We start from the raw sequence: 25126 nt of genomic DNA on the forward strand, positions 1-25126 counted from the left end.
ATGCCTGCTTCTCAACACACACAGGCCAAGATCCGGGGCAAGGTGGTCACCTTGTCCAACCTCGACAAGGTCTTCTATCCCGCTACCGGATTTACGAAGGGGGACGTCATCAGTTACTATAGCGCGGTTGCTCCGGTTCTTTTGCCCCATTTGAAAAACCGCCCCACCACGCTGAAGCGGTATCCTGACGGTGTGGAGGGAAACTTTTTCTATGAGAAGCAGTGCCCTTCCCATGCTCCAGAGTGGATCAAGACCACGCCTGTGGCGAAAGGCAACGGGGAGATCATCAACTACTGCCTGATCCAGGACGAGCCTTCCTTGGTGTGGGCGGCGAATATTGCCAATCTGGAATTGCACCCGTTCCAACACCGGGCCCGGGCGCTTACCCGGCCCACTGCCCTCGTGTTTGACCTCGATCCGGGGCCCCCTGCGGACGTGCTGGACTGCGCTAGGGTGGCGGTGCGTATTCGCGATGTCTTCGATGGGCTGGGTCTGCGGTCTTTTGTGAAGACATCGGGCTCCAAGGGGTTGCAGTTGGTGCTGCCGCTGAACACGCCTGTCACCTATGACCGTACCAAGGAGTGGGCTCAGGCCATCGCTCAACTGATGGCGGCGAAACTTCCCAATGAGGTGGTCTCCAAGATGACGCGCCTTTTGAGGAAGGGGAAGGTGTTCATCGACTGGAGCCAGAATGATGACACGAAAACGACCGTAGCAGTCTATTCCCTGCGTGCTAAAGACCGCCCCACCGTCTCCACCCCCTTGGAGTGGACAGAACTCGAAAATGCCCTGCGGAGGAAAAAAGCCTACTTGCTGGTCTTCGACACCAAAGCCGTGTTGAAGCGGGTGAAGGAGAAAGGAGATTTGTTTTCCGAGGTGCTGACACTCAAACAAAAGCTGCCGACATTGGGGCGGGTGGACTGGGCTGAGAGTTAATGGCAGACAATTGTCTTGTTTGGAAAGGGTTCCGTCAGATTTGAGAAAGGTTGCTCACCTGACAGAAGGTGAGGGGCTCAATTAGGTGTGTGTATGGATATAAAAGGGTTGAAAATTAAGATTGGATTGGGCTCTACAGCCAAATGCGAACTGATTGTATCTAGACTGACAAACAAAACGAACTGCGGATCAGTAGAGCAATGTTAAAGCATGCGCCTACTCCATTGCGACAGAAAAATATCAGGGAATCTAAATCAATCCGGTAAGTGCGCGCCGTTTAAACGGTTCATCAAGAGCGATATATAAATTGGAGATTGGACTTGGGCACCCAACCCGGGGGAACCCGAAAAACACTCGTGCATGGAGCACCTCGTGGTCTTTGACGGTCAGGTGCATGGAGTATCTGCGCATTCTGAGTGGTGGATCTAAGCCGTAGCTTGGGTGGTGCTAAGCAAATTCCTTGCGCACATTAGTTGTTTCTGAAACAAATGGACCCTTCCGCGTATATCAGTGCTGACGTGACTCCATTGTAGGTACAAGCCATCTGTTCCAAGCGATCCTGCGACTCGTTCCCGAGAGGGGTGAGGACTTTCGTGTTGGTGAAGTTGGCTTTTGCCCCCTTTGGATACCCCTCGGCAAAGCAGGCTCTGTTGATAGGCTCCCACCTTGTCATTGAGCCAAGCACTGCCCGGCATCTCGAATTGTCCTCCTCACCTCGCTTGTCCCTCATGAACTTTTTCACCCGCTGTCGCTCTTCCCTTGCTGGCATCACAGTCGCTATCGCCGTCTGTAGCCAGCTGGTTCCAGCCCATGTGAGAGCGGCGGACTACTACTGGGACCCTGCGGGTGATCAAACCAACTCAGGCGGTTCAGGCAATTGGGATGTGACCAGTCTCTTCTGGAACAACGATGATGTGGCGCCTAATTCGGCTTGGTTCAATGCAGGCAGCACGCAGGCGTTTTTTCAAGGGACCGGCGGGCAGGTGACCGTCACGGGTGGCACCGGCATTAATGCGGATGCCATTGAGTTTCTGGTGGATGGTTATGTCATCCAGTCGGCAGCGCTGGCCGACGTCTTGAATCTGAACGGGGCCTCAACAATTTCGGTGACTGAGGCGGGCCATACCGCCACCATTCAGTCCGCCATCGCTGGCTCGACGGGGTTGATCAAAACTGGGGCAGGACGCCTCATACTTTCTGGGGCGAACACCTTCACTGGTGGGACGACAGTGACCTCAGGCGCTTTGCAGGTTGCCGTTGCAACCGGCGTCAATCCTCTGGGCACGGACAGCATCACGCTGAGCGGTGGGACGCTGGAACTGATCCCCACGGCAGCCACCACCACACAGGGTGCCTCGTTTCGCATTGGGTCAGGTGGTGGCGGTGTTGTCAGCTCAGTAAACTTCGGCACGCTCACCAGCGTGGTGACCGGCACCACCGCAAACATGAACCTGCCTTCCATGAGCACCGGGACCGTGCTGGGACCGAATGCTCTACCAGGGCAGGTTGCGCTGGTTAACTACGGGGTGGAGTTCCGGGGCAAGATCAACCTTGCGACGGGTGGAACAGTCACCTTTGCGCTCGCCTCGGACGATGGTTCCAGGCTCTATATTGACGGCGTAGCGGTTGCCAACAACGACAACGGCCAAGGGGTGGGGACGCCCGTGACCGCCACGATCGCGCTGAGTGCCGGGCTCCATGACATCCGTGTATTGGCCGGTCAGGGTACAGGCGGTGCCGGGGTGACGCTCACCTGGATCCCACCAGGGGGCTCCAGCGAGGCACTCGGTGCCACAGCAGGCACCTTGTATGCGGCTGAGTCCGTCTCCACGGGAGCCACCAGCAATGCAATTGTCCTCGGGAACAATATGTTCCTGACGGACTCATCTACGATCGACTTTGGCACCAACGCCAATTTCACAGAGGTGGCCTATGGATCATTGACCCGGTTCGGTGGAACGACGCTCACGGTCAATGGCCTCGCGGGGAAGCTGCTACGGTACACCAGCACCAACCTCAGTGGTGGCGGCACCCATACCTATGACTCAGCCATGGACGTGGCGGTGGGGCAGATCTCTGATGGTGGACTGGCCTCCACGATCGTCAAGACGGGGTCCGGGAGGCTGATCTTTGATCAGGTCACCCTGGCCAACAACCTCTCTGCTTCCAGCACTATTCGCATTGATCAAGGCACGGTGGTGGGCATCGGCAGCACCGCTGCAGGTTCGAACAACCCGTTCGGCTCTGCCGCTCTTCAACTCAATGGTGGCAACCTGCTGATTGATTCCTACGTGGGAGGACCCACCTTTAACAACGTCATCACCGTCAGTCAGAGCGGTCGCATTTTTGCGCAAACGGTGGCCGCGCAGACCACCACTCTGGGGGGCGCGATTTCCCTCGCAAATGGCACCACCCTGACCCTCGACCCGGCGGGGAACACCACCACCGGCACCGCTCCTCGCGGCGCGGTGCTGCGGCTCAACGGGGTGATCTCTGGAAACGGAGCCATCGTGCAGAACAGCAGCTCCTATGGCTTGGTTTCGGGTGCGTACACTCGCGGTGAGGTCGTACTCGCCGGGGCCAATACTTTCACGGGCGGTTACACGGCACTCAACAACAGCATCATCCGAGTGGGGGTGAACAGTGTGGGCAGCTCTCCAACGATCACCAGCGGTGCCTTTGGCACTGGATTGCTCACCTTGGGGAATAGCTCCGGCGGCACCACCACCATCACGGCGCTGGACGGTACCGCGCGTTCTGTTGCCAATGAGATCAAGTTTCTGGACAATCTGGCCGCCGGGGCCACCGCCACCTTCACAGGCGCGATTACTTTCAGTGGTTCAGCGGATCTCAGCGGTGCGATGCGGACCATCGCCGCCAATGTGCAGACGACGTTTTCCGGCGTGATCTCCAGTTCCAGCAGCAATGCTACCGCCGGCATTGTGAAGACCGGGGGCAGCATCCTTCAATTGGACGGAAACAACACTTTTGCTGGCGGTGTGAGTTTCAGCAACGCCAACAATGGAGGTGTCATCCGGGTTGGTCATGACAACGCTCTCGGTACCGGCGCGCTGGTGTTTGACCTCAATACCAACAACACCACCATCCGCTTCCGCGCATCCACCGCCACCGCCCGGGTGTTGAACAATGCCGTTTCCTTCACCGGAGCCAATACGAATGCTCCCGTGGTATTTGGGGAGAGCGGCAGCGGCACCCTGGAGTTCAATGGCAACTGGGATCTGGGCACTGCGGCCCGCATCCTTCAGTTTGACTCGGCGGTGACGGTTGACGGCGTGATTTCAAACTCGGCTGCCATCGCCAAACGAGGATTCAGCACCCTGACCCTGACGGCGGCCAACACTTACACGGGGACCACGACGGTGCACGACGGCACGGTGGTCGTGGCCGGGAACGATGCCAGCATTTCAAGCAGCTCTGGCATCACGGTGCAGAATCGACTTTCCACCAGCGCGGCCAGTCTCGTCGTTGGCAGCACGACAGACGTTGTCGCGGGTTCCCTGAACCGTCTGGGCAACTCCTCCACCATCACCTTCAACACGACTAACGGAGGGGGGAACATGGGCAATCTGGCCCTGACCTACAACGGACCTGCGTCCGTAGGCTCAGGCGGGTTTGTGGAGACCATCGGCAGTCTCGCTTTCCAGGGGGGTGGCCTGGTGACGCTTACCCTGAATCCCGCCGCAGGGCAGGAACTTGCTCTTGTGCAAAACACTGGCACGACCTGGACGACCACCGGCACCACGGTGTTGGTTCGCGGTACCAACCTTGGCTCAGCCACGGGGCCGGACACCGCCCGGCTGATCCTTGCGAGTGCACCTTTCACCCGCCTGACCGGCGGGGTGCTAGCCTCCGTCATCACCTCCTCCTCCGCCACGGGGACGGGCACCACCTTCGCGACGTATGATACCGTCAACGGCATCCGGGGGCTGACCAATGGTGAATATGCCTCCACCCTGGTGGCAAATGAAAACATCAGCATCGGGGGAGACGCGACCCTATCAGGCGATCTCGCCATCAACTCCCTGCGTTTCACGGTGGGCGGTGCAACGCTCAATTTGGGTGGGAATCACCTCTGGGTGAAATCTGGAAACGTGTTGTTCAACGCAGCCTCGACGATCAGCAATGGCACCCTCGATTTTGGCGTGCAGACGGGCAGTGTTTCGCTCATGGGGGGGGCCTCCGCTCTGAATCCTGTGAGTCTTGCCGCTGATCTCTACGGGATGCGGGGCTTGAACTTCGCCAGCGATCTCCTGGCGAATCGCGCCATTCTGAGCGGCGATAATCGAAGACTCCTGGGGCCGGTGACTGTGGCAAATCTCACGCTCACCTTGGGCAGCACCCATGCACTCAACGACTTCCTGCCGCAGGATCTGAATATCGGCCAGTCAGGGGCAGTGCTTCAGCTTGGAGGCAACAACACTCTCACCGGGTCACTCAACCGCGGCCTGGTGGATGGGGTCGGCGGTGGGGTCATCATCGAGAACGCCAGCGCCAACGCGGCCACGCTCACCATTCAGCAGAGTGCCGCAGGCACCTTTGCCGGCACCATTCGCAACGGAGCCGGGGGCGGGGTTCTCAGCCTCGTGAAGACCGGGGCGGGCACGCTGGATATGCAAGGAGACAGCAGCCAGACGATCACCAACGCGATTTCTGGCTCGCTCACCGTGAAGCGGGGGATCTTGCAACTCTTCCGAGCCGGTGACCTTGACCGGATGACCACCCTCAACATCGCGGGTGGTGGCACGCTCCGTCTCGCCAACCGGGCCAGTCCAAACAACAACACCGACCGCCTTCTGGACACTGCTGCAGTGAATATGAGCGGGGGCACGTTTGATTTTGACAACGACGCCGCTGGGGGGACGAACTTCGCGGAGAACGTCGGAGCTCTCAACATCCTGGCAGGTGCCAACACTGTACGCTCTGACCGTGCCACTACCAACCAGACCACCACGCTAACCTTCGCGCAGCTCAATGGACCCGCGACTTCCGCCGGGGCCACTCTGAACTTCACCGGTGACGGCACGGGCATCGGCGACGACACGCGCAACCGCATCGTCTTTACCACTCCACCGACCATCCCAGCAGGAAACAACTCACTGATTGGTGGCTGGGCCTTTGTGAACGGATCGGACTTCGCCATCTACAACAGCACGGGTACGATTTCAGTCCGCGCCGCTCAGGCGGCCGACTACCAGACGGGTTCGGAAACCACCTGGAACTTCAATCAGAACGCGGCACCGGCAGCGGACGTCACCACCACTGCCAGCAGGAACGTCAATGCACTGAAGCTGGGTGATGGCATCGACATCACCATGGCTCCCACTCACACGCTCAACATCGAGCTTGGCGGAATTGTCAAATCTGGTACCAACGCCAGCATCTTCCGCGGCGGTTCTCTCACCGCCGGAGACACCAGCGCGCAGAACCTGTACGTCTTTACCAGCACCGGGCTGACGCTGGATACGGACATCGTGAACAACGGCGGAGGTGGCGTGGTGGGCCTGGTGAAGAGCGGCGGCAGCACGCTCACTCTCACGGGGGTGAACTCCTATACTGGCGGCACCTTCTTGAATGAAGGCACCCTGATCATCAACTCGGACGCGCGTCTGGGAGCATCTTCGAGCGCGTTGCACCTGCGCGGCGGTACCTTGCAGGTGGCGGCGGGCACCACTGGGGTGCCTTCGGTTCGTCCCATCACTCTCGCGCGCAGTGTCACCATCAACGACGCTGGCGGAACTCTGGACGTGGGAACGGCCAATACCGTCATCATTGATGGCACGCTGAGTGGCAGCGGTGATCGCGGCACGCTCGGTCTGGTGAAGGCCGGCGGTGGCACCTTGGTGCTGGCCGGAAACAACACCTTCACTGCTCCAGTGACCATCTCCGCAGGAATACTGTCCATCAGTGCAGATGCCAATCTGGGCGTCGCGCCCACCACTGAAGTGGGGGACTGGCTGACGCTGAATGGTGGCACCCTAAATACCACGGCCAGCTTTACTCTCAATGCCAATCGCGGCGTCAATGTAGCGACCAACAGCACCCTTGATGTGGCCACAGGGACCGTCCTCAACATCGGCGGGGTGCTTACGGGCACGGCCAACGTGACCAAGACTAGCAACGGCCTGCTCAACTTCCAACAGGGGCTGATGCTTCAGGGCTCGCTCTTCTGGCAGCGCGGAAACGGCAGCCTGGCAGGCTATCGCAATGACATTCTCGGCAGTCTGCGCGTGGGGGACAACACGGTGAACACCGCCACCGACGTGGGAGCCGCGACGGTAACGTACAGCACCGCGGGAGGCATCCTCACGGTGGGCAGCGGCACCAGTGACAATCTGGACATTGGCGTGCGTAGCACCAACGTGGCTGGCATTACCCAGGGCAAACTGGATCTCACGGGCACCGCGATGCTCAATGCCAACGTGGCACGCGTGCGCCTTGGTGTGGAATTGGGGGGGAACGGCAGCGGCGATGTTTTTGGCAACTTGGTTCTTGGGACCAACGCCACCATCTTGGCTTCCACGGAGGTCTTGATCTCTGACAGCAATGCCGTCGGCATTGTCGCACAGAGTGTGCTCCAGACCGGTTCGGGCAACACCATAATTCAAACTCCCCTCATCACCGTCGGCGGTCGTAAGGGCTTAGGCCTTTTGACGGTCGGCACCGGGGGCACCTTGACGTTGGACGCTGGCGCACCGGGAGTGACGGATCTGTACCTCGGTCGAAATGCGATCGACACAGCCACGTGGTCCCGGGGTGTGCTGGATGCCTCTGCTGGCACCCTGGTCGCCAGCTTGGATGAGCTGGTGATGGGCGACAAGAGCAGTGGTGGCAACACCGGTGTGGCCACCGGGGTGCTGATCACGGGCAACAGCGCGGACAATCAGGTTTCCGCTAACTCAGTGGTTCTGGGGCGCATGGGGGCCTCGGCCTCACGAAACCTCGCGGGCGAGACCTCCGGGACTCTGGTCTGGGGTGGGGGCAATCTCAATGTGGCGGGGGACATCGCGCTCGGCCAAGACCTGGGAAGCAACGTGGGCGGTTATGTCAGCGGGGTGCTGACGATCAACGGAGGTGTGGTGACCGTGGGTGGAAACATCAGCTATACCGCCACAGCTTCCAGCCGCGGGCAGGTCAACCTCAACGGCGGTGAGCTGGACATGACGAATGGCAGCATCTCTGCCACCAGTTTTGTTCACCGTGGGGGGACTCTTGCAAATGTCACCTCAGTGACGGCTGGTTCGGCGCACGATGCCTTCAGCTTTGGTGATGTGAATGTGAACTATGCCGTGAATCTTACCTCCACGGGTTCGGCGAACTACAGCTATGTGGGCACCGGGGCGGGAGCCACCTATTCGCAGAACATTGATTTTGGAGCTTACTATCGCGACTTTGTGGTTGCCGATTCAGCCGGTGCTTCCGCTGACCTCACCGTATCTGGTCTGCTTTCGGGCACCGGTGGCTTCAGCAAGTCCGGCGCAGGCACGATGGTTCTCACGGCCAACAATACGTATGCCGGGCGCACCCAGGTCCTTCACGGCACCCTGGTGGTGGGAGATGGAGGCACGGCGGGCAGCCTCGGTGGGGCCGCAGCCGCCGTCGTGGTGAACGGTACGCTCGCGTTCAATCGCAGTGACTCCCTGACGCTTGCTAATCAGGTCACAGGGTATGGTTCTCTCAACCAACGGGGAGGAGGAGGCACCCTCATCCTGACCGGTGCCAACAACTACATGGGCGGCACGGTCATCAGCACCGGGTCGACCTTGCAGGTGGGAGATGGCGGCACGGCGGGGACTTTGGGCAGTGGTGCGGTTCAGAATGCAGGCACCCTGGTGTTCAACCGTTCCGATAGTTTCGTGGTTGGGAACGTCATTTCCGGATCTGGCAGCGTGGTGAAGAACGGTGCGGGTACTCTTACCATTGAGTTGCCCGCATCCTATACGGGCAGCACCAGCATCAACAGCGGCACTCTCGCTCTCGGGCGTGGGCAGCGATTCCTCAATGGCGCGAACGTGCTGGCCAGCAGCATGATGGCACCGACCGCGGCCGTGACAGTGACCAGTGGGGCTACCTTCTCAGTGACGGACAGTCGCAACCGTGTGCTTAAGATTGGCTCGCTCTCGGGCTCCGGAAATGTGGTAGTTGGGGGAGCTACTGCGAGCGTCGGGGGATTAATCGTCGAAACGAACAACCCTACTCCCATCACCTTTGGGGGCGTCATGCAGAACAGCACTGTGGCTGGTTTCTTTATCAAAGCTGGGACCGGGGAAATGATCCTCACAGGGGGCAATACCTACACCGGCTTCACCCGCGTGGATGACGGCACTCTCACTGTGAACAATGCCACGGGTGCCATCGCGGACGCTTCTGCTCTGGTGATGAGCAACCGCAATACCGCGGTGTTTAACGTTGTTCTGTCTGAAACGGTGGGCGCGTTGATTGGCGGTGGCCGCAACTTTGCTTATCAGGGCGTAAACACCTTTGCACCCACTCCAAGCTCCACAGCCTCACAGAGCGTGGCTGTCGGGGGCGACGGTGCTTCGCGGATCACCATTGCCAGCGGTCAGACCCTGACGTCCAGCAGCGCTACGAACTCCACCTTTGGAGGGGTTATTGAAGGGGCGGGTTCGCTCACCATCACGGGTGGCAACCGCAACCTGCTGCTCTACGGTGCCAACACTTTCACCGGTGGACTTCGCATTGGGACCTCTGGCGCAGATGGAGGCACCGTCTATTTGGGCGTTGCAGGACGTGCGACTGGGGTTGGTTCCGTGTATGGCGCAGACTTTCGCGGAAGCCTGGCGGACAACCTTGTCGTCACCTTTGAGAACCGGGCAAACACGAATTTCAATCTCAACAGTGTTAGCGAAACCATCGGCACCCTCGCGGGCGGTGGGAGCACCGGTGGCAACGTCAGCCTGGGCACTGGTCTAGCGGTGCTTACTCTCTCCGATGGAAACACCAGCTATGGCGGTGTGATCAGCGGGAATGGCAGCGTGGTCAAACAGGGGGCTGGTGTTCTGACCTTGGGAGGTGCGAGTACCTTCACCGGTTCATTCCGAATCAGCGCAGGACGGGTGGATGCCAACGTCGCCAACGTGTTTGCTGACTCTCTGCGGATGATTGTGGATGCGGGTGCCGAGTACAGATTGCTACAGAACGACACGATCGCCTCCCTCGAAGGCGCTGGCACGGTGAATCTGAACGCCGGAACGGCCCGCGCTCTGACGTTGGCCAGCCCCAATGGCAGAGTATTCAGTGGCAATATCATCGGAACTGGCGGGAGCTTGACGATCGGCTCCGCCAACAACTGGGGTGGTGCCATCACACTGACCGGAGCCAATACTTACACCGGAGCCACCACCATCACCAATGCCACCCTCATTCTGGATCAGAGCGGGACGGGAGGAAACAACATCCTTGGGGCCACGGCCATGACCTTCAATGGCACCACCATAGACATGAGGGGCTTGCTTGGCACGGAGACTGCCGGGAACACTACTCTGGGGGCTGGGGCTACCAGCATCTTCCGCTGGGGCACGGCTGGATTTGAGAATCACACCGCCCGGCTGGCACTGGGGACGATCACCCGGATTGCGGGATCGGCGCTTTACGTGAACAACACGTCCGCAGAGACTATCCAGTCCAATGTGTCTGGGCTGAACATTCTGGGTGGCTATGCCGTTTACGGCGGCAGTACCTGGGCAGTCGCCAATGGTTCAGGAACGGCCATCTCTGGGCTTCTGGGGGTGAGCTACTCCGCTGATGCCTTTGGCACCAGCCTGCACACTGATATCACCACCACACAGAGTACTGCGGAAACCCAAACGGGCACGCTGCGATTCAACACGAATGCAGGTGGAGCCATCGATTTGACGCTCAACTCGAATCTGGACATCTCCAGTGGCGGTATCCTTGTCACGGGCAATGTGGGAGCAAACACGGTTCGCATCCTCAAAGGAGGGGCTGCGACCACTCTGGGTGCTACGGGGTCAACTGACGTCATCGTTCATCAGCTGAATCCGTATGGGAACTTGGAGATCGACGCCGTGATCATCGGCGGTACTGCCAGCCACTTTACCAAGAGCGGTAACGGAAATGTCATCCTCACCGGAGCCAACACTTACACTGGGACCACCTTCATCCTCGGGGGCGTGCTCCAGATTGGTAATGGCGTCTCGGGCTCCATTTTGGGAACGTCCACCATCGACAACCGTGGTGGGCTGGTCTTCAACACCGCAGCCTCCACCGACCATACTGGGGTGATCAGTGGGTATGGATGGCTGGAAAAGACGGGTTCCAATCTGGTCAACCTCAATGCCGCGAACACCTACACCGGCCGCACGCGGCTTCTGGGAGGAACCTTGCAGACCAACAACGTGGCAGGCCTCGGCAGTGCCACCAACAACATCACGACCGTGGCCTCGGGTGCCACGCTATCCTATGCGCTGACCGGGGCCGGAAACGTGGATGAAAATATCCATCTGCTCGGCGGCACGCTTGCCGTCGCCGGCGCGGGCGATGCGACGTTCCGCACCATCCTGGGGCTCACTGCTGACAGTACCATTCAAGTGGCAGCCGGACGCTCGGCCATCTTCAATACGGCTTCATCCATTATTGCAGGCATGGAAGCAGACGGCACCCTTGCGGATATCACGGTGCAGGGGGGCGGGACAGCCACCTTCCAATCGGCATCGAACTTTGGCGACCTGCTGATCAAAGGAAACTCGGTCGTCAACATCGGCAATAACACAGCGGGCAACGTCGGCGCGGGCGTTTACTACAACAACGGTTCCGTGGGCGCGATTTCCATTGAAGCCGGGTCTTCGCTGTTCATGCGCCGGAACTTCGACAGCGCATTCCACCATCAGCTTAGCGGAGCGGGCAGCCTCACATTCATGCAGAATACCAACTACGTGAGCCAGAACAACTCCGGGTTCAGCGGAGCGGTTGCGATCGGTGTGGCGGGTTCGGGCAATGCCGCCGTCCACCTTGGGCTTGAAGGGTTCAGCGGCGATCTGGGAACGGGGACGATCACAATCAGCGCGAATGGTGGTTCGGCTTCCACGCTGCGAGTGAACCGGATGGACAATGTGGTGTTGACCAACAACTTTGTCCTTAACGGGGCTACGTCCAACGCCCAATTGGTGAAGAACGTTCAGAACGTCGTAGAGTACTCAGGCTCCATCACGGCGGGTGCTGCCACGACCACAGATGGTCAGACTGCCAGGGTCTTTTCCCAGGCGGGTTATCTCAGACTCACGGGGGACCTGATCGACAGCGCCACCAATGCTCTGCGGCTGGAGAACAACTCTGTTATTGATCTTGCTGGCAGCCTGAATCGCGATCTCGCCGCCAATAGCGTGATCTCCGGGGGCGGATTGCTGCTCCACAACGGTTCCGGCATCACCACGCTCCAGGCGAACAACACCTACACCGGCAGCACTGTGGTTAACCGCGGAACCTTGGTTTTCGACCGCAGCGGAGGAGCCATCGCAGACAGCAGTGCACTCTATGTGGCGGGACAGGGGACAGTTCAGTTTAACTTTGCGGAGACCCTGGGGTTACTGGGATCGAACCGTGGTGGACGGGTGGTGTTGAATAATGGGGCTGCTCTGACCCTCAGTGGTCTCGTCGGCACGACAAACACCTCCAGCTACTACTCTGGCACCATTGCTGATACAGGAGTGGGCACTGGATCGGTAGTCAAAACCAACACTGCGACAACGCTCAGCCTCTATGGCACTAATAACTCCTTTGGGGGTGGGGTGGATATCCGTCAGGGCACGGTGGAAGTGATGTCGATTGGACTGGTGGGGGCCAATAGCTCGATCGGCACGAACGGTACGGTGATCCTCGGCAATAGCGGCGATACGGGCACCCTCCGTTATTTGGGATCAGGAAATACCGCGTCTCGTGTCTTTCAGCTTGCTGGAGCCGCCGGCGGCGGGACTATTGAGGCCAGCGGTAGCGGTGCGCTTGTTTTCAATGCATCTTCTTCTGTCTCCGCAACCGCAGCCACAGCCAAAACCTTTACCTTGGGTGGGAACACAGGCGTGCTGGTGGCCATTGGGCCTTATAGCCCGATCATCAACGTCTTTGGAGGGGTGATCAGCGACGGCTCCGCAGTGGTCAGTCTGACCAAGTCCGGAACGTCCGTGTGGGAGCTTTCCAACTCCAACACCTACACCGGACTTACGACGATTGGCGGCGGGGGCGGCCTCCGCGTGACTTCCAACAACGCTTTGGGTTCAGCAACCGGGGTCACGACGCTCAACAACGCCACCTTGGATCTGGTGAACGTCAACTATACTACGGCGGAAGCTCTGACCATGAACAATTCCGCTGCAGTGCTACGCACTTCCAGCGGCACCAGCACCTTCGCGGGGACGGTCACCCTGGCGGTGGCCGGTGCCATGCAGGTGGATGCCGGGGCAAGTTTGCAGCTCAATGGATTGGTTTCTGGAAACTTCGCGCTTACCAAGAATGGCAACGGATTGCTGATCTTTAACAACGATCTCAACACGCTGAACAGCGGTTTCACCATCAACAGCGGGAGCGTCCGCCTTCTCGCTGGCAGCAACAACCGGCTCAATGATGGGCTGCTGGTCACGCTCGCAAATACCGCGGGTATGGGGGCGGTGCTGGAATTCCGCAATGCGTCGGAAACCATGGGGCGTGTATCCGGTCAGGTGGGTTCAACCATCACCCTGGACGGTACGGCGTTGACTCTCAATGTCACCACGGATACCACCTTTAACGGGGTGATTCAGAATGGCACCACTGCTGGCAGCATCACCAAGACGGGTGCCAACCGGCAGGATTTCAATGGGCTCAATACCTATACCGGTACCACCACCATCTCTGGTGGTACGCTGCGCATCTGGCGTCTCGCCAACAATGGGGCTGCCAGTGGGATCGGCATGGGCGGAGCCTCGCCTACGGCAGCGGATCTCGTCATCAATGGTGGCACGTTGGAGTTCGTGGCGCTCGATCCGTCCACGAATGCCAACTCAGGGTTCACTTCCTTTAGCACAGATCGCCAGTTCACGGTTGGGACGGCAGGGGCCACCATCAGTAACAGCAGCACCAGCCCGCTGGCCACTTACAGCTTCACCAACGGAACCGGAAGTGTGGACATGTCTGGTGCCGGGGCTCGTACGCTCACCCTTGGCGGTGCCAATACTGGCGGCACCACAGGCCTCAGCGCAGGTCTCAACAGCAATGACAACGTCTTCGGTCTTTCTATTGGCGACGGTCCCACCTCTGGCAGCGACTTCACCGCTCTGACGAAAGCCAACGCGGGGACCTGGGTGCTGACCCGCTCCAACAACTACTCCGGACTCACCACCATCTCAGACGGCATCTTGGTGGTCACTCAAAACAACGGCCTGGGCAACACGACCGGTGGCACAACGATCAACGGAACCAACGCCACCCTGGAATTCCGCGGCGTAAACTATGCTGCGGCTGAGGCTGTCACCATCACGACCGGAAACATCCGCGGCTCGGGTGTAAGCACCTTCGCGGGTGGCCTCACTCTCAATGGCTCGAGCCATCAGGTGAACGTGCTCGGTGCCTCGGATTCCCTGACTCTGACGGGGGTGGTCAGTGGAACGTCCGCCAACGCGAACCCGCTGTTGATCAAGCGAGGCCTCGGCACGCTGGTGCTGGCAGGGCAGAATACGCTGCTAAACGGCACGGCGGCCAGCGATACGATCCGGGTAGAGGGGGGAACTCTGGCCTTGGACTACACTCTTGGTACGCCCAATACCTCGCGCATCGCGGATACCGCCATTGTCAGGCTCGGCGGCAGTCGCAGTCCCGGCGCGACGCTAGAGCTCCGTGGAGGCTCGCACGTTGAGACGATAGGGAGCTTTGCGATGTTTGAGGGTGCCCATCGCATTATCCGTACGGGTGGGGGTGCCACCTCCCGGATCAATCTCAACGCGATCTCCCGCCAGGCGGGCTCTTCTCTGGACATCCAGAATGGCGACATTGCCACCACGGACAACACCAATACCAATGGCATCATTGGAGGCTGGATCACTGTTAATGGCACCGACTGGGCTCAGAATTCGACAAACGCCGCAGATGGCTTGATCACGGCATTTACCAGCTACTCCAATGATGTCTGGGTGCACAACAGCAACGTCAACGTGACCACGAACGCCACGGAGTCTGGCCAAATCAATACGCTGCGGTTCAACACCGCATCCAACATCACGCTGAATCTCGGCGCGGTGATTCTTGATTCTGGCGGACTCCTGGTGACACCCGGTGCAGGGGCCAACACCATCCTCCTCAATGGCGGCACTATCGCGGTCAATACAACTGCCTCCAGCGGCAGCAACTTGACGGTCATCCATAACGGCGCGGGCATCCTGGAGATCAACTCCAGCATCATCAACAATGGTGGTACAGGTCTTGGTCTTCTCAAGTCTGGAACCGGCACTCTCGTGCTTTCAGGAGACAACACCTTCTCAGCGCGCTCCTTCATCGCGGCGGGGATGGTGCAGATCGGCAACGGCGGCGCGACCGGTACGCTAGGCAACAGTGCCGTGGCTCTTGACTTGTTCACCGGGGCAACTCTGCGGTGGAACACCACTACCGATCAAATCTACTCGGGGGCCATCACCAGCTTGGCGACGGTGGATCTGGATGCCAACACGCCCGGCGGCGGCCTGCTGGTGAAGGATAACACCAACGTTCTTACCTTCAGTGGTGACAACAGTGCCTATTCGGGGGTGATTAGAGTCAACGCCGGCAGGCTGGTGGTGAACCACAATAGCGCGCTGGGTGCCGCTGGAAGCTTCTACACGAACACAGGTTACACCGAGGTCAACTCTGGTGGAATTGTGGAGATCCTGAACTCTCGCAGTTCCGGGGAATCGATTCTGATGAACAACGGGGGGCGCCTCCTCATCAGCACTGCGGCCACCGCTGTAAGTGGGACGTTTTCTGGTCCCATCAAGTTCACTGGAACGAACAATATTGTCGAGGCGCAGACGAACACGACTCTGACGCTGTCCGGTGCGCTGCTGGGTACGGGTGGGTTCACCAAGTCGGGCAGCGGTGTACTGGTTCTTAGCGGAAACTTCTTGGATGCGAACACTCTGGGTTCACCGCTCACGGGCAAGATCACTGCCACGGCGGGTATTCTGCGGGCAGGTAGCGTTCGCGGATTTGGCGCGGGTGGGGTTGGCAATGAAACCGTCATCCAGTCGGGTGCGACCTTTGATCTCAATGATCAGGATCTGAATGTTGCCGATGAAACTGCCACTTCGCGTGAGATCTTCCAGATCAGCGGGACGGGGGTTTCTTCCAACTACGGTGCCATCACCAACCTGGGGGGAGGCTCCGCATTCATCTCCCATATTGAGCTCACGGGAAATGCCAGCATCGGTGGCAGCTATCAAGGCACGACGGATGGCCGGTTCGACGGACGGGCCACCGTTTTGTCGGCATTTGACATCGATCCCAATGCCAACTGGCACAACTGGCAGCAAGCCACGCTCAAAGGCAATGGCTTCAACCTCACCAAGATCGGGGCCAATGGCTGGATCTTCCGCAATGTCGATATCACCAGCATGGGACTGCTCACGATAGCCGAGGGACGCGTCTTCCTGGATGAAATGCGTGTGCTGGACTCCGCTGCGTCTGATGCCCAGCTTTACGCACCCACTTTGCTGAGAGCCTCCCAGATCCAACGAGTCGTTGTGGCCTATGGTGGTCCTACGATTGATGCTGTGACGAACACCTTGAACCCCATATTTGGGGCCAAGCTGGTTTTCAACAACCAGAACAACACCGTCGGCCAGACCAATGACGTGCCTATTACCCTGAACAACGGCTACATCGAAGTACGAGGTGACACGAACTCCCACTCCGATGTCGCCAGCGGTCGTGCGCCCATCGTCACCCGCCTTTCCGGCGAAATCACGTTGGAGGGGGATGCCACTCTGAATTTCTTCAACATTGAAGGTGGTAACGTCACTTCGCCCACCGCTCTCAGCGGCATCTTGAGTGAAGTGCCCAACAAGCTGGTCATCAGTGGCTCACTCACTGGCAACAGCGGTTTTGCCAAGCTAGGATCGCGTGAGCTGCGCCTGACTGGGAACAGCACCTTCACCGGGGCCACCTATCTCACACGCGGCACCTTCGGCACCTTCCCGTTCTACGATCTTTCCCAAGGCTATGCCGACTATTGGGGAACCGTGCTCTCTGGACCTGCCGGGGCGCTATCGGGGACCTCCAAGGTCCAGTTTGAGCGCAATGCACATCTGATGCTGGACAATTCTGATACGTTGGATGCCAGCTCCGGTACCACCACAGTGGGGCCCAATGGCAACCGGATCAACGACTCCGCGAGCCTGGTGATGAACGGGGGTTATCTTGAGATTCGTCCCTATAATACGGGAGCTTCCAGTGAAAGCATCGCCACCGGAGCGGGCTCCACTCTCAGCATCAATCGTGGTACGAACTTCATTGACTTTGATCTCTTTGATCAGGCAGTGGATCTCAACCAGAGCCTGACACTCACGATCGGTAACATCAGCCGCAGCGAGGGGGCCGTGCTGAAGTTCCGTAGCTTCGATTCCACCTCCACGTTCAGCACCAACAGCATCGGTGACAGTGTGCGTGTGGTGGTGAACAATCCTGCCGGTCTCGCACTCGTCGGAGCGGGCACGGGGCTGACGGACAAGGCGATTGCCCGGGGCATCTTCGGCGGCATCGCGCCTTATGCGTCGGACTTCCGTGTTTCGGATTATCTCTCCCAAGAGCGCAACCGTCAGCAGTTCACAGGAACTCACTTTATGACACTGGATGCAGGAAACATCCTGCGTCCCTTGAATTCCAACGAGTACGCGACCTCACTGATTGCCGGTCAGAACGTGAATCTGAGTGAGATGTACACCGTGGCCCGGAATTCCATCAGCATCAATGCGCTGCGCCTCGGGAACCTGCAAAACAACAATCAGACCGGGGGCTTCGGTCAGGATCAGAGCACGTTGGTGGATCAGGAAAATACCACGGTCACCCTCGCCATCGATAGCGAAGCCACTGTTTCCATTGAGTCCGGAATGATCATTGCGGCCTCCATGGGGTCCGCCAACAACGGCACTGGCATGGTGATTCAAGGAGGCGGCACACTGGATTTCGGAGCCAATGAGGCCATCATTCAGAGCAACGGAGGATTCTTCCGACCCACGGACGGCACCTATCAGGGTTCGAGCCTGGAGATCCGTACCCGAATTGCCGGCACAGGTGGATTGAGCAAGACCGGCTTCCAGAACCTGTTACTGGAAAGCGCGAACACCTACAGTGGCAACACGTACGTCAGTGAGGGCTCCCTGATTGCCCTCAACAATCAGGCCTTGGGGAACTCCAAGCAAGTGTACGTGGATGCATTGGGCAACTTCATCATCGCGGGCGGAACCAACCAGGGGGCGGGGTCGAAGATCACCGCCAGGGTGCTGAGCGGCGATCAGATCGTCCTCCGCAGCTTGAGCGGAAGCGGCCAGGTCAATACTTGGGCCGGGGACGTTGAAATCGACAACGTGGATGCTTTGGGCCACGCCTTGTTCCTTCCCCGCCTGCGGGCAGAGAGCAACTCGGTACTCCGGGTGGAAGGAAATATCTTTGGAGGAACCACCGCCATTACCAATGACATCTACTTCAGCGACTCCCGCATCGTTTCCACCGCCTCCGATCAAACCAACAACATCTTCTTGCTATACGGACAGGTGCGCGACAAGGCCTCCGGGGCCGTGAGCGGTACCGTAACCCTCCAGCCCACCGGTGGCGGGCTTGTGAATGAAAACGAGGTGATGCGCTTCCATGTGGGGGGGCGGGATGACACCAACGTCGTGATGTACAGCCAGTACAACGCTGCGGGTCGCCTCATTCTGGACCGCGGCTACCTGCGTCTCATGTATGACCCGAACGCGGTCGGTAACGATGGAGCTGGATTCTGGACCGACACTGCATTGTCCCGCATCCCCAATGGCAACTCCAATGCCGTCCTTCAGAGTGCTGGCGATCCAACTTCTGGGATGACAGGCTTCATCATGGGGACCAATGTGACGGAAGCGGGTGGAACCTCCCGTACCAGCCTCCTCCTGACGCAGGATCAGCAGCGGTTCAACATGGGGCAGTGGCGGGTGAATAACTCCTCGACGGGTACCTTCCTTATTGGCGGTGAAAACACTTCCGGAACCGTTTACTTTGGCAATGGCTCGGCACTGAGCACCATCGAGCTCAACTCCCGCAGTGTGAACCTCTACGCTGCCGCTGGCGGCACGGTGGAATTCCAAACGCGCTTCAACCGAGTCGCGGGCAACGGAGGTTACACGAAGGTCGGCCGCGGCAATGTCATCCTCTCTGGTAGCCTCGCAGGTGGCAGCAACGCCGATCGTCTGTCTGTGCGTTCAGGTCGTCTGGTATTTGACTACGGCACCGGCTCCACCGGGCTCAATACGAATCGCGTGGATGGGGCAACGCTCCTGACCTTGGGCGGCGGCACCCTGCACCTCCTGGGGAATGACCAGGCGGCGACGGCTCAGACGATGACCGGGGCCATCGCGGTGAGCCGCGGCGGCAGTGAGGTGGCGGTAGAGTCCAGATCGGGCACGGGGGCGTTTAATACTTCCCTTGCCATTGGTGGCAGCGGTTCCGCGCTGACCCGGTCGGCTGGTGGTACGGTGAACTTTGTGGAGGTGGATCCGCTGGGCGGTGGCTCTGCAGTGCTCACCTTCCAGACCAACACTGCTGGCATTATGGATACCCTCCAGGGATGGGCCACCTATGGTAATGCCCTGGGCCAGGCCAACGACTTCGCCTTCTTTAACACCACCGGCTCGGTTCGCGTTGTTTCCTTTGCTCGTCCGGCTGGCCAGGAGAAAAATGATGTGTCCACTTGGCTGGCGGGGGAGAACGTCTCTGAGAACAACACGGCAGGTTCCACCGGGTTCACCGGCACATTGGGCGCGTCTCTGGCGGTGAACTCCATTCACTTCGATGTGGCCGCAGACAGCACCATCAATCTGGGCGCGAACAACCTGACGGTGAGTTCAGGCGGTATTCTGGTCTCCAGCCAGGTCGGCGGGGCGAACAAGACCATCACCGGCACCGGTAATCTCACGGGTTCCACCACGGAGCTGATTCTTCACCACTACGGCACGGGGACGCTCGAGATCGCCACACCGATCTCTGGATCCAGTTACAACCTGGTGATCAATGGGGCCAAGTCCACTTCGGGCGCCCCGGCGGAGGTCAATGCAGCAGGTGTGGTTCGCCTGAGCGCAACCAACACGTTCTCTGGCAAGACCTTGCTTAACGGGGCCATCCTCTCGGTGGACAGCATCGTGTCCCGTCTTGGTGCAGATCCGGGTTCAGTCGTGGGGGATCAACTCTACTTCAATGGTGGTGCATTGAGATTCACCGGGACTACCGCGAATAACTCTATCAACCTGAACCGGGGTATCACCTTGGGGAGCAGTGGGGGCGCCCTTGAGGTGTCGGATCCCAGTGGCGTGTTGATCTTGCGCTCAGTGATTGCTCCTGAGAATGCCGGCAGCCAGGGTGACGGAGATCTCATCATCCGGGCCAATGGGGCGGTTCAGTTTGGTCTGGGCGGCACGGGAACGAATACCGATGGCGTTGCCAATACTTATAGCGGGATGACCATCGTCGAGTCGGGAACTGTCATCGTGGAGGGTCAGCCTGGTTCCGATGCCACCATTGATCCCTTTGGAACCAATGAGAGCTATCTCGATGCGACGTACATGAAGAATGGCACCAGCTTGATAGTCCGGCCCACCGGTTCCAACACCAACCAGGTCCGGATCAACGAGTGGTTTGTCTTCGAAGGAAACAACACACTGACGACTGGCGGCATTGACTCAACCGGAAACAACTCCGCCCGGCAGATCCGTCTCAATGGTGTTTTGGACGTGCGCGGCACTCTGATTTTCAATGCCATCAGCGAACTCGTGCTGAACTTCGATGGGGCAAACGGCTTCATCACGGGCAATGGCACGATCATCAAGCAGGGCACTGGGACCGTTCAGTTCCGCGAAAACTCGCCGGATTGGAAGGGGCAGCTCATCATCAATGAAGGTCGCGTGCTGGCCGGCAGCCAGGGCAATCCGCTGGGGACCGGCACCCTTCCCATCCTGATGGGCAACGACAGCATGCCTGCTGGAGGGACGGCCCAGTTGATGCTGCATCCCGAGAACGGCTGGGGGAACTATGAGATCAACCACGATATCGTGGTGCGGTACAGCCCGCTGCAGGAAAAGCGCATCGGCGGCATCAGCATTAGTGACAGCGTTCCTTTCGCCAATCTGGCGTTCAACGGGGACATTGAGCTGAATGACAACGTGACCTTCATACTGGAGGACGGCACGACCGCCCCTGGAGGAAACTATGTTCACATGTCCTTCAATGGTGACATCAAGGACGGTGCCAGCACTTCTGGCAATATCCTCTTCCGGGTGTTGGCTTCCGACAGCTCCGTTGGAGAGATGTGGACCTATTTTTATCTGAATGGCAACAACTCGGCCTGGACCGGGGACGCCATCATCAGTTCCAACACGAGCTATGATGATGACCAGAACGCCATCGTGCGAGTGGGCAGCACGAATGCCCTGGGCATGGCCAATGATGTGATCATGAACTTCAACTCCCGTCTGCAAATTGCCGGGTTTGACACCACGATCGGATCGCTCTGGACTCAGGGCGGAACGGGAGTTCAGAGCACAGAAGTCATCGAGAACGGTTCCAACACAACCGCCTCTCTGACCATCACTCAATCCACCCCGTCAACGTACGAAGCGCAGTGGGATGCCCTCTTCCAGGATGGGAACCTCGCCAGTCACTTGGTACGTCCCGATGAGGCTCAGGCGGGCACAGGCAAGTTCAACTTGGTGAAGGCTGGGGACGGCTGGGCCACCATGACGGTCAACAATGGCTACACTGGCACGACAACCGTGGCCGCGGGGGTCCTTCAGGTGGGACGCAATGGCATTGGTGACACGGGAGCAGACAACAACGCGGGAGGCATCATCGTGCAGTCTGGGGCAACTCTCGCGGGGACGGGCGTCGTCCAAGGCAAGGGAGCTGGGTTCACGCAGCATTTGATTTCCGGGAACCTCAAGCCGGGGGATCTGGCAGGAGAATCTACGGGAACCCTCACGTTCAATGGCAACACGAAGTTCGAGAACGCCAACGTGTCCCTTCAGATCTTCCGCGCCTCTTTTGTGGACTACGGCCTGACTGCCTACGACCTGAACAATGATGGACTGGTCGATTCGACTTATGACAGCCGTGTGGCCGCCTTACCGAGTACCTACAGCAGTCTGCTGGCGGAGCCAGTCACACCGAACGCCCACGATCACCTGGAGATCAACGGCACCTTGACGGTAACGGGCACGAAGTTCTCGGTCGTGAGCACTGGTTATAGCGCGCAGATCGGCGATGTGTTCAATCTCATGGATTGGGTGGGGACTCTGGCCGGGTCATTGAACGTGGGAGATCGCCTTCGTGTGGGTGGGGAAAGCGGCACTGATCTGGATCTGCCCACCCTGGGCGGTGGCTATCGCTGGGACACCTCATTGTTTGCCTCACAAGGCATCTTGATTGTGACGGCGGTGCCTGAGCCAAGTCGGGCGCTCCTGTTGCTAGTCGGATTGGTGATGATTACTCGCCGCCGCCGTCGCCGGTGAACGGGATGCCAACAGGCGAGGCGGCCGGGAGATTTAGCTCACCGCCGACCCCTCTGCTACCTCCCCATCTGCCCCAGCAGAGGCCAGCCCAGCAGGCCGTCGATGGCGACGGCCTGGTACCCAGCGACAATGATCCAAAAGACGGTTTGGAAGAAGGTTTTGGCCGTCTTGTGCCGATAGCGCTGTTGGGCCAGATAGGCACCCGGCCAGCCACCCAGCAGGGAGAACAAATGAAGACGGGACTCCGGAATGCGCCACTTGCCAGCCCGGGCGCGCTGTTTGTCATAGGCAAAAAGTCCGTATGACGCCACGCTCATGGTGAGGAAGTAGCTGGCCGCCACCCATGGGCGGGGCATGGCCAGGACAATCAGGAGGACGGGAAGAAGGAGCAGCCCTGCGAGCAGGCCCCACTGGCGGTGGGTGAGGGGGCTGGTGGAAAGCGGTTGCATGAGGCACCGCATAGTCCTGGTTTTTCAAGATGCAAGGCCGTCAGCCTGACGCCCTTCGTTCTGATGGCTTCGCGGAGCTTGCTTCAGATTCCCATGTTGCCCAGAACGGTCGCGATCCGGTTCACCGTCGCGGTAATTTCCGGGTGTGACGCCTCGAGTTCTTCCACGGAGGAGACGAGGCGGTCAATGCCTTGAGGCTCATCTGCTGCTTGAGCACTGTCATCAGGTTCTTCCAGGGCGATGTTGGCGTGGCTGGACTCCATCGCCTCCACATGCTGGAGAAGATCGGCACGCGTTTCTTCGGGAAGGTTGTCAGCGCGCTCCACCTGCTTGCGAAGTTCGGCCAGAAGGTTTTCGATCATGAATCCACGTTAACGAGGGGAAGCGGCGGAGACAAGGAAATATGGCAGCTCAGTCATGCAAACGATGCGTCACTTCCGCGATGCGTTTCTGAAGGAAACTAAAAGGCGGCCCGATGAGGGGCCGCCAGAGAGAGTCTGTCTGCGATGATATGAGGCTTACAGCTTTTTGAGGCTGATCTCGCGGAAGCTCACCGGATCGCTGTGACCAGCGAAGCCGAAGAATCCGTTGGTGCGGTCTTTTCCGGGGTGGGGGGAGTTGGCCATCACGGTGCTCATATCCACCTTGCTCAGGTCGGCGTTGAGGATGACCGTGCCATTCAGTTCGACCGTGATTGTCGAGCCTTTCACTGTCACTTCTTCAAAGTTCCATTCTCCAGCGGGGCGGGTGTAGCCACGCTGGGCGGCCACCATGCCGTAGGCGCTGCCGTGGAACTGGCGCACGTCCAGCTTGGCGTACTTGGGAGCGTCATTGTCCAGCACCTGGAGTTCTGTCATGCCCACATAGGCAGTGTTGCCGTTTCCGGGGTAGCGGATGGCCAGGCCATTGTTGCCGCCAGGGGGCACGTTGTATTCAAGACGGGCTTGGAAGTCCTTCAGGTCTTCATTGAAGTAAATGGTTCCCCCTTTCTTGTCTTTGCAGCGGATGGTGCCATCCACCACCTCATAGTTCTCCACCGGGCCTGCCCATCCAGTAAAGTCCTTGCCGTTGAAGGCGGACTTGAAGCCTTCTCCACCCTTGCTGGAGAGGATCTTGTTGGCTTCTTCTGTGCCGATCTCACGGAGGAAGATGTTGCGCCAGCGGATCTCACCACCGTGAGTCTGGAGTTGGATGGGGCCCTTGGCAGGCACTGGGCGCTGCTGGTCCGCGGGGAGTTTCTTGTCGTAGTAATTTTCCAGAATGGCATGATCCACCACGAGCTGGTCGTTGAGCCACACACTCACGCGGCTGCCCACCATCACGATGCGGAACTTGTTCCATTCGCCGAAGGCCTTGTCCGCCTTTACCAGCGGATCCCGTCCGGGAGCCGTCGCGGCGTTGTTCCAGAGTCCACCGGAGCCCTTGGGCTTGCCCAGTTGCACAGCCTTCTCATCATTCTCGGTCGAGTCCCAGATCTGCACCTGGGGCACGCCGCGCAGGTAGATTCCGCTGTCTGCCTTGGGAACAGTTTTGTATTCCACCAGCAGTTCAAAGTCACCGAAGTCCTTCTCGGTGGTGGCGTAGTCACCGAATCCATCGTTTACCAGTTCCTCACCCTCCACATACCAATGGGGTTTGCCAGTCTTGTCGCTCTTCGCCGTCATTGTGGCCGTCCACTTGGCGATTTGGGCCGCGCGCGCATCTTCCGGCATTTCCAGCAGTTTGCGATGGTCAAAGGTGCTGCCACCACGCCATCCGGTGAGATCCTTTTCATTGAACAGCGACTTGAATCCAGCCGGAGGCGCGCCGGCAAAGGCGGTACCGGCGACAAACAGCAGGGTGGTGAGAGCAGGGATCAATTTCATGTTGGGATGATGAAACAAGGGTATCGGGAACAAATACGAAGGGTAATAAATGGTGTTTCAGCAATATCGTGCATCACTGATCACAAAAGTATCAGAACACGACAAAGACCAACTGCCAATGTCCCTTCAC

General features: G+C 59.0%; 5 protein-coding genes. 2 read left to right on the top strand and 3 right to left on the bottom strand.

The window, feature by feature from the left end; translation table 11 throughout:
• Together ligD and VSP_RS42265 are read left to right on the top strand one after the other, a co-directional pair.
• Positions 1 to 936 (top strand): non-homologous end-joining DNA ligase, encoded by a 936-nt coding sequence (ligD, locus tag VSP_RS13995; protein WP_009961341.1) that lies wholly within the window; start codon positions 1 to 3, stop codon positions 934 to 936.
• A 728-nt stretch (positions 937 to 1664) separates the two neighbouring features.
• A complete protein-coding gene (locus VSP_RS42265) occupies positions 1665 to 22682 on the top strand; it encodes an autotransporter-associated beta strand repeat-containing protein (protein ID WP_009961343.1) in 21018 nt (7005 codons plus the stop codon).
• Positions 22683 to 22738: 56 nt separating this feature from the next.
• Here VSP_RS42265 and VSP_RS35375 read toward each other — a convergent pair whose 3' ends face one another.
• The 3 genes from VSP_RS35375 to VSP_RS14020 all read right to left on the bottom strand — a co-directional run bounded on the left by VSP_RS35375 (position 22739) and on the right by VSP_RS14020 (position 24996).
• Positions 22739 to 23131 carry a DUF1294 domain-containing protein gene (locus VSP_RS35375; protein ID WP_053332337.1) on the bottom strand — a complete coding sequence of 131 codons (393 nt, stop codon included), beginning with the start codon at positions 23129 to 23131 and terminating at the stop codon, positions 22739 to 22741.
• An 83-nt stretch (positions 23132 to 23214) separates the two neighbouring features.
• Positions 23215 to 23493: a DUF4404 family protein gene (locus tag VSP_RS14015; RefSeq protein WP_009961345.1), complete on the bottom strand. Its 279-nt coding sequence runs from the start codon at positions 23491 to 23493 to the stop codon at positions 23215 to 23217.
• A gap of 156 nt (positions 23494 to 23649) precedes the next feature.
• Positions 23650 to 24996, bottom strand: a complete 1347-nt coding sequence (locus tag VSP_RS14020) for a 3-keto-disaccharide hydrolase (protein ID WP_009961346.1) — start codon at positions 24994 to 24996, stop codon at positions 23650 to 23652.
• Between the last annotated feature and the right edge of the window lie 130 nt (positions 24997 to 25126).

It is taken from the genome of Verrucomicrobium spinosum DSM 4136 = JCM 18804 (genome assembly GCF_000172155.1).
GTDB classification, from domain to species: Bacteria; Verrucomicrobiota; Verrucomicrobiia; order Verrucomicrobiales; family Verrucomicrobiaceae; genus Verrucomicrobium; species Verrucomicrobium spinosum.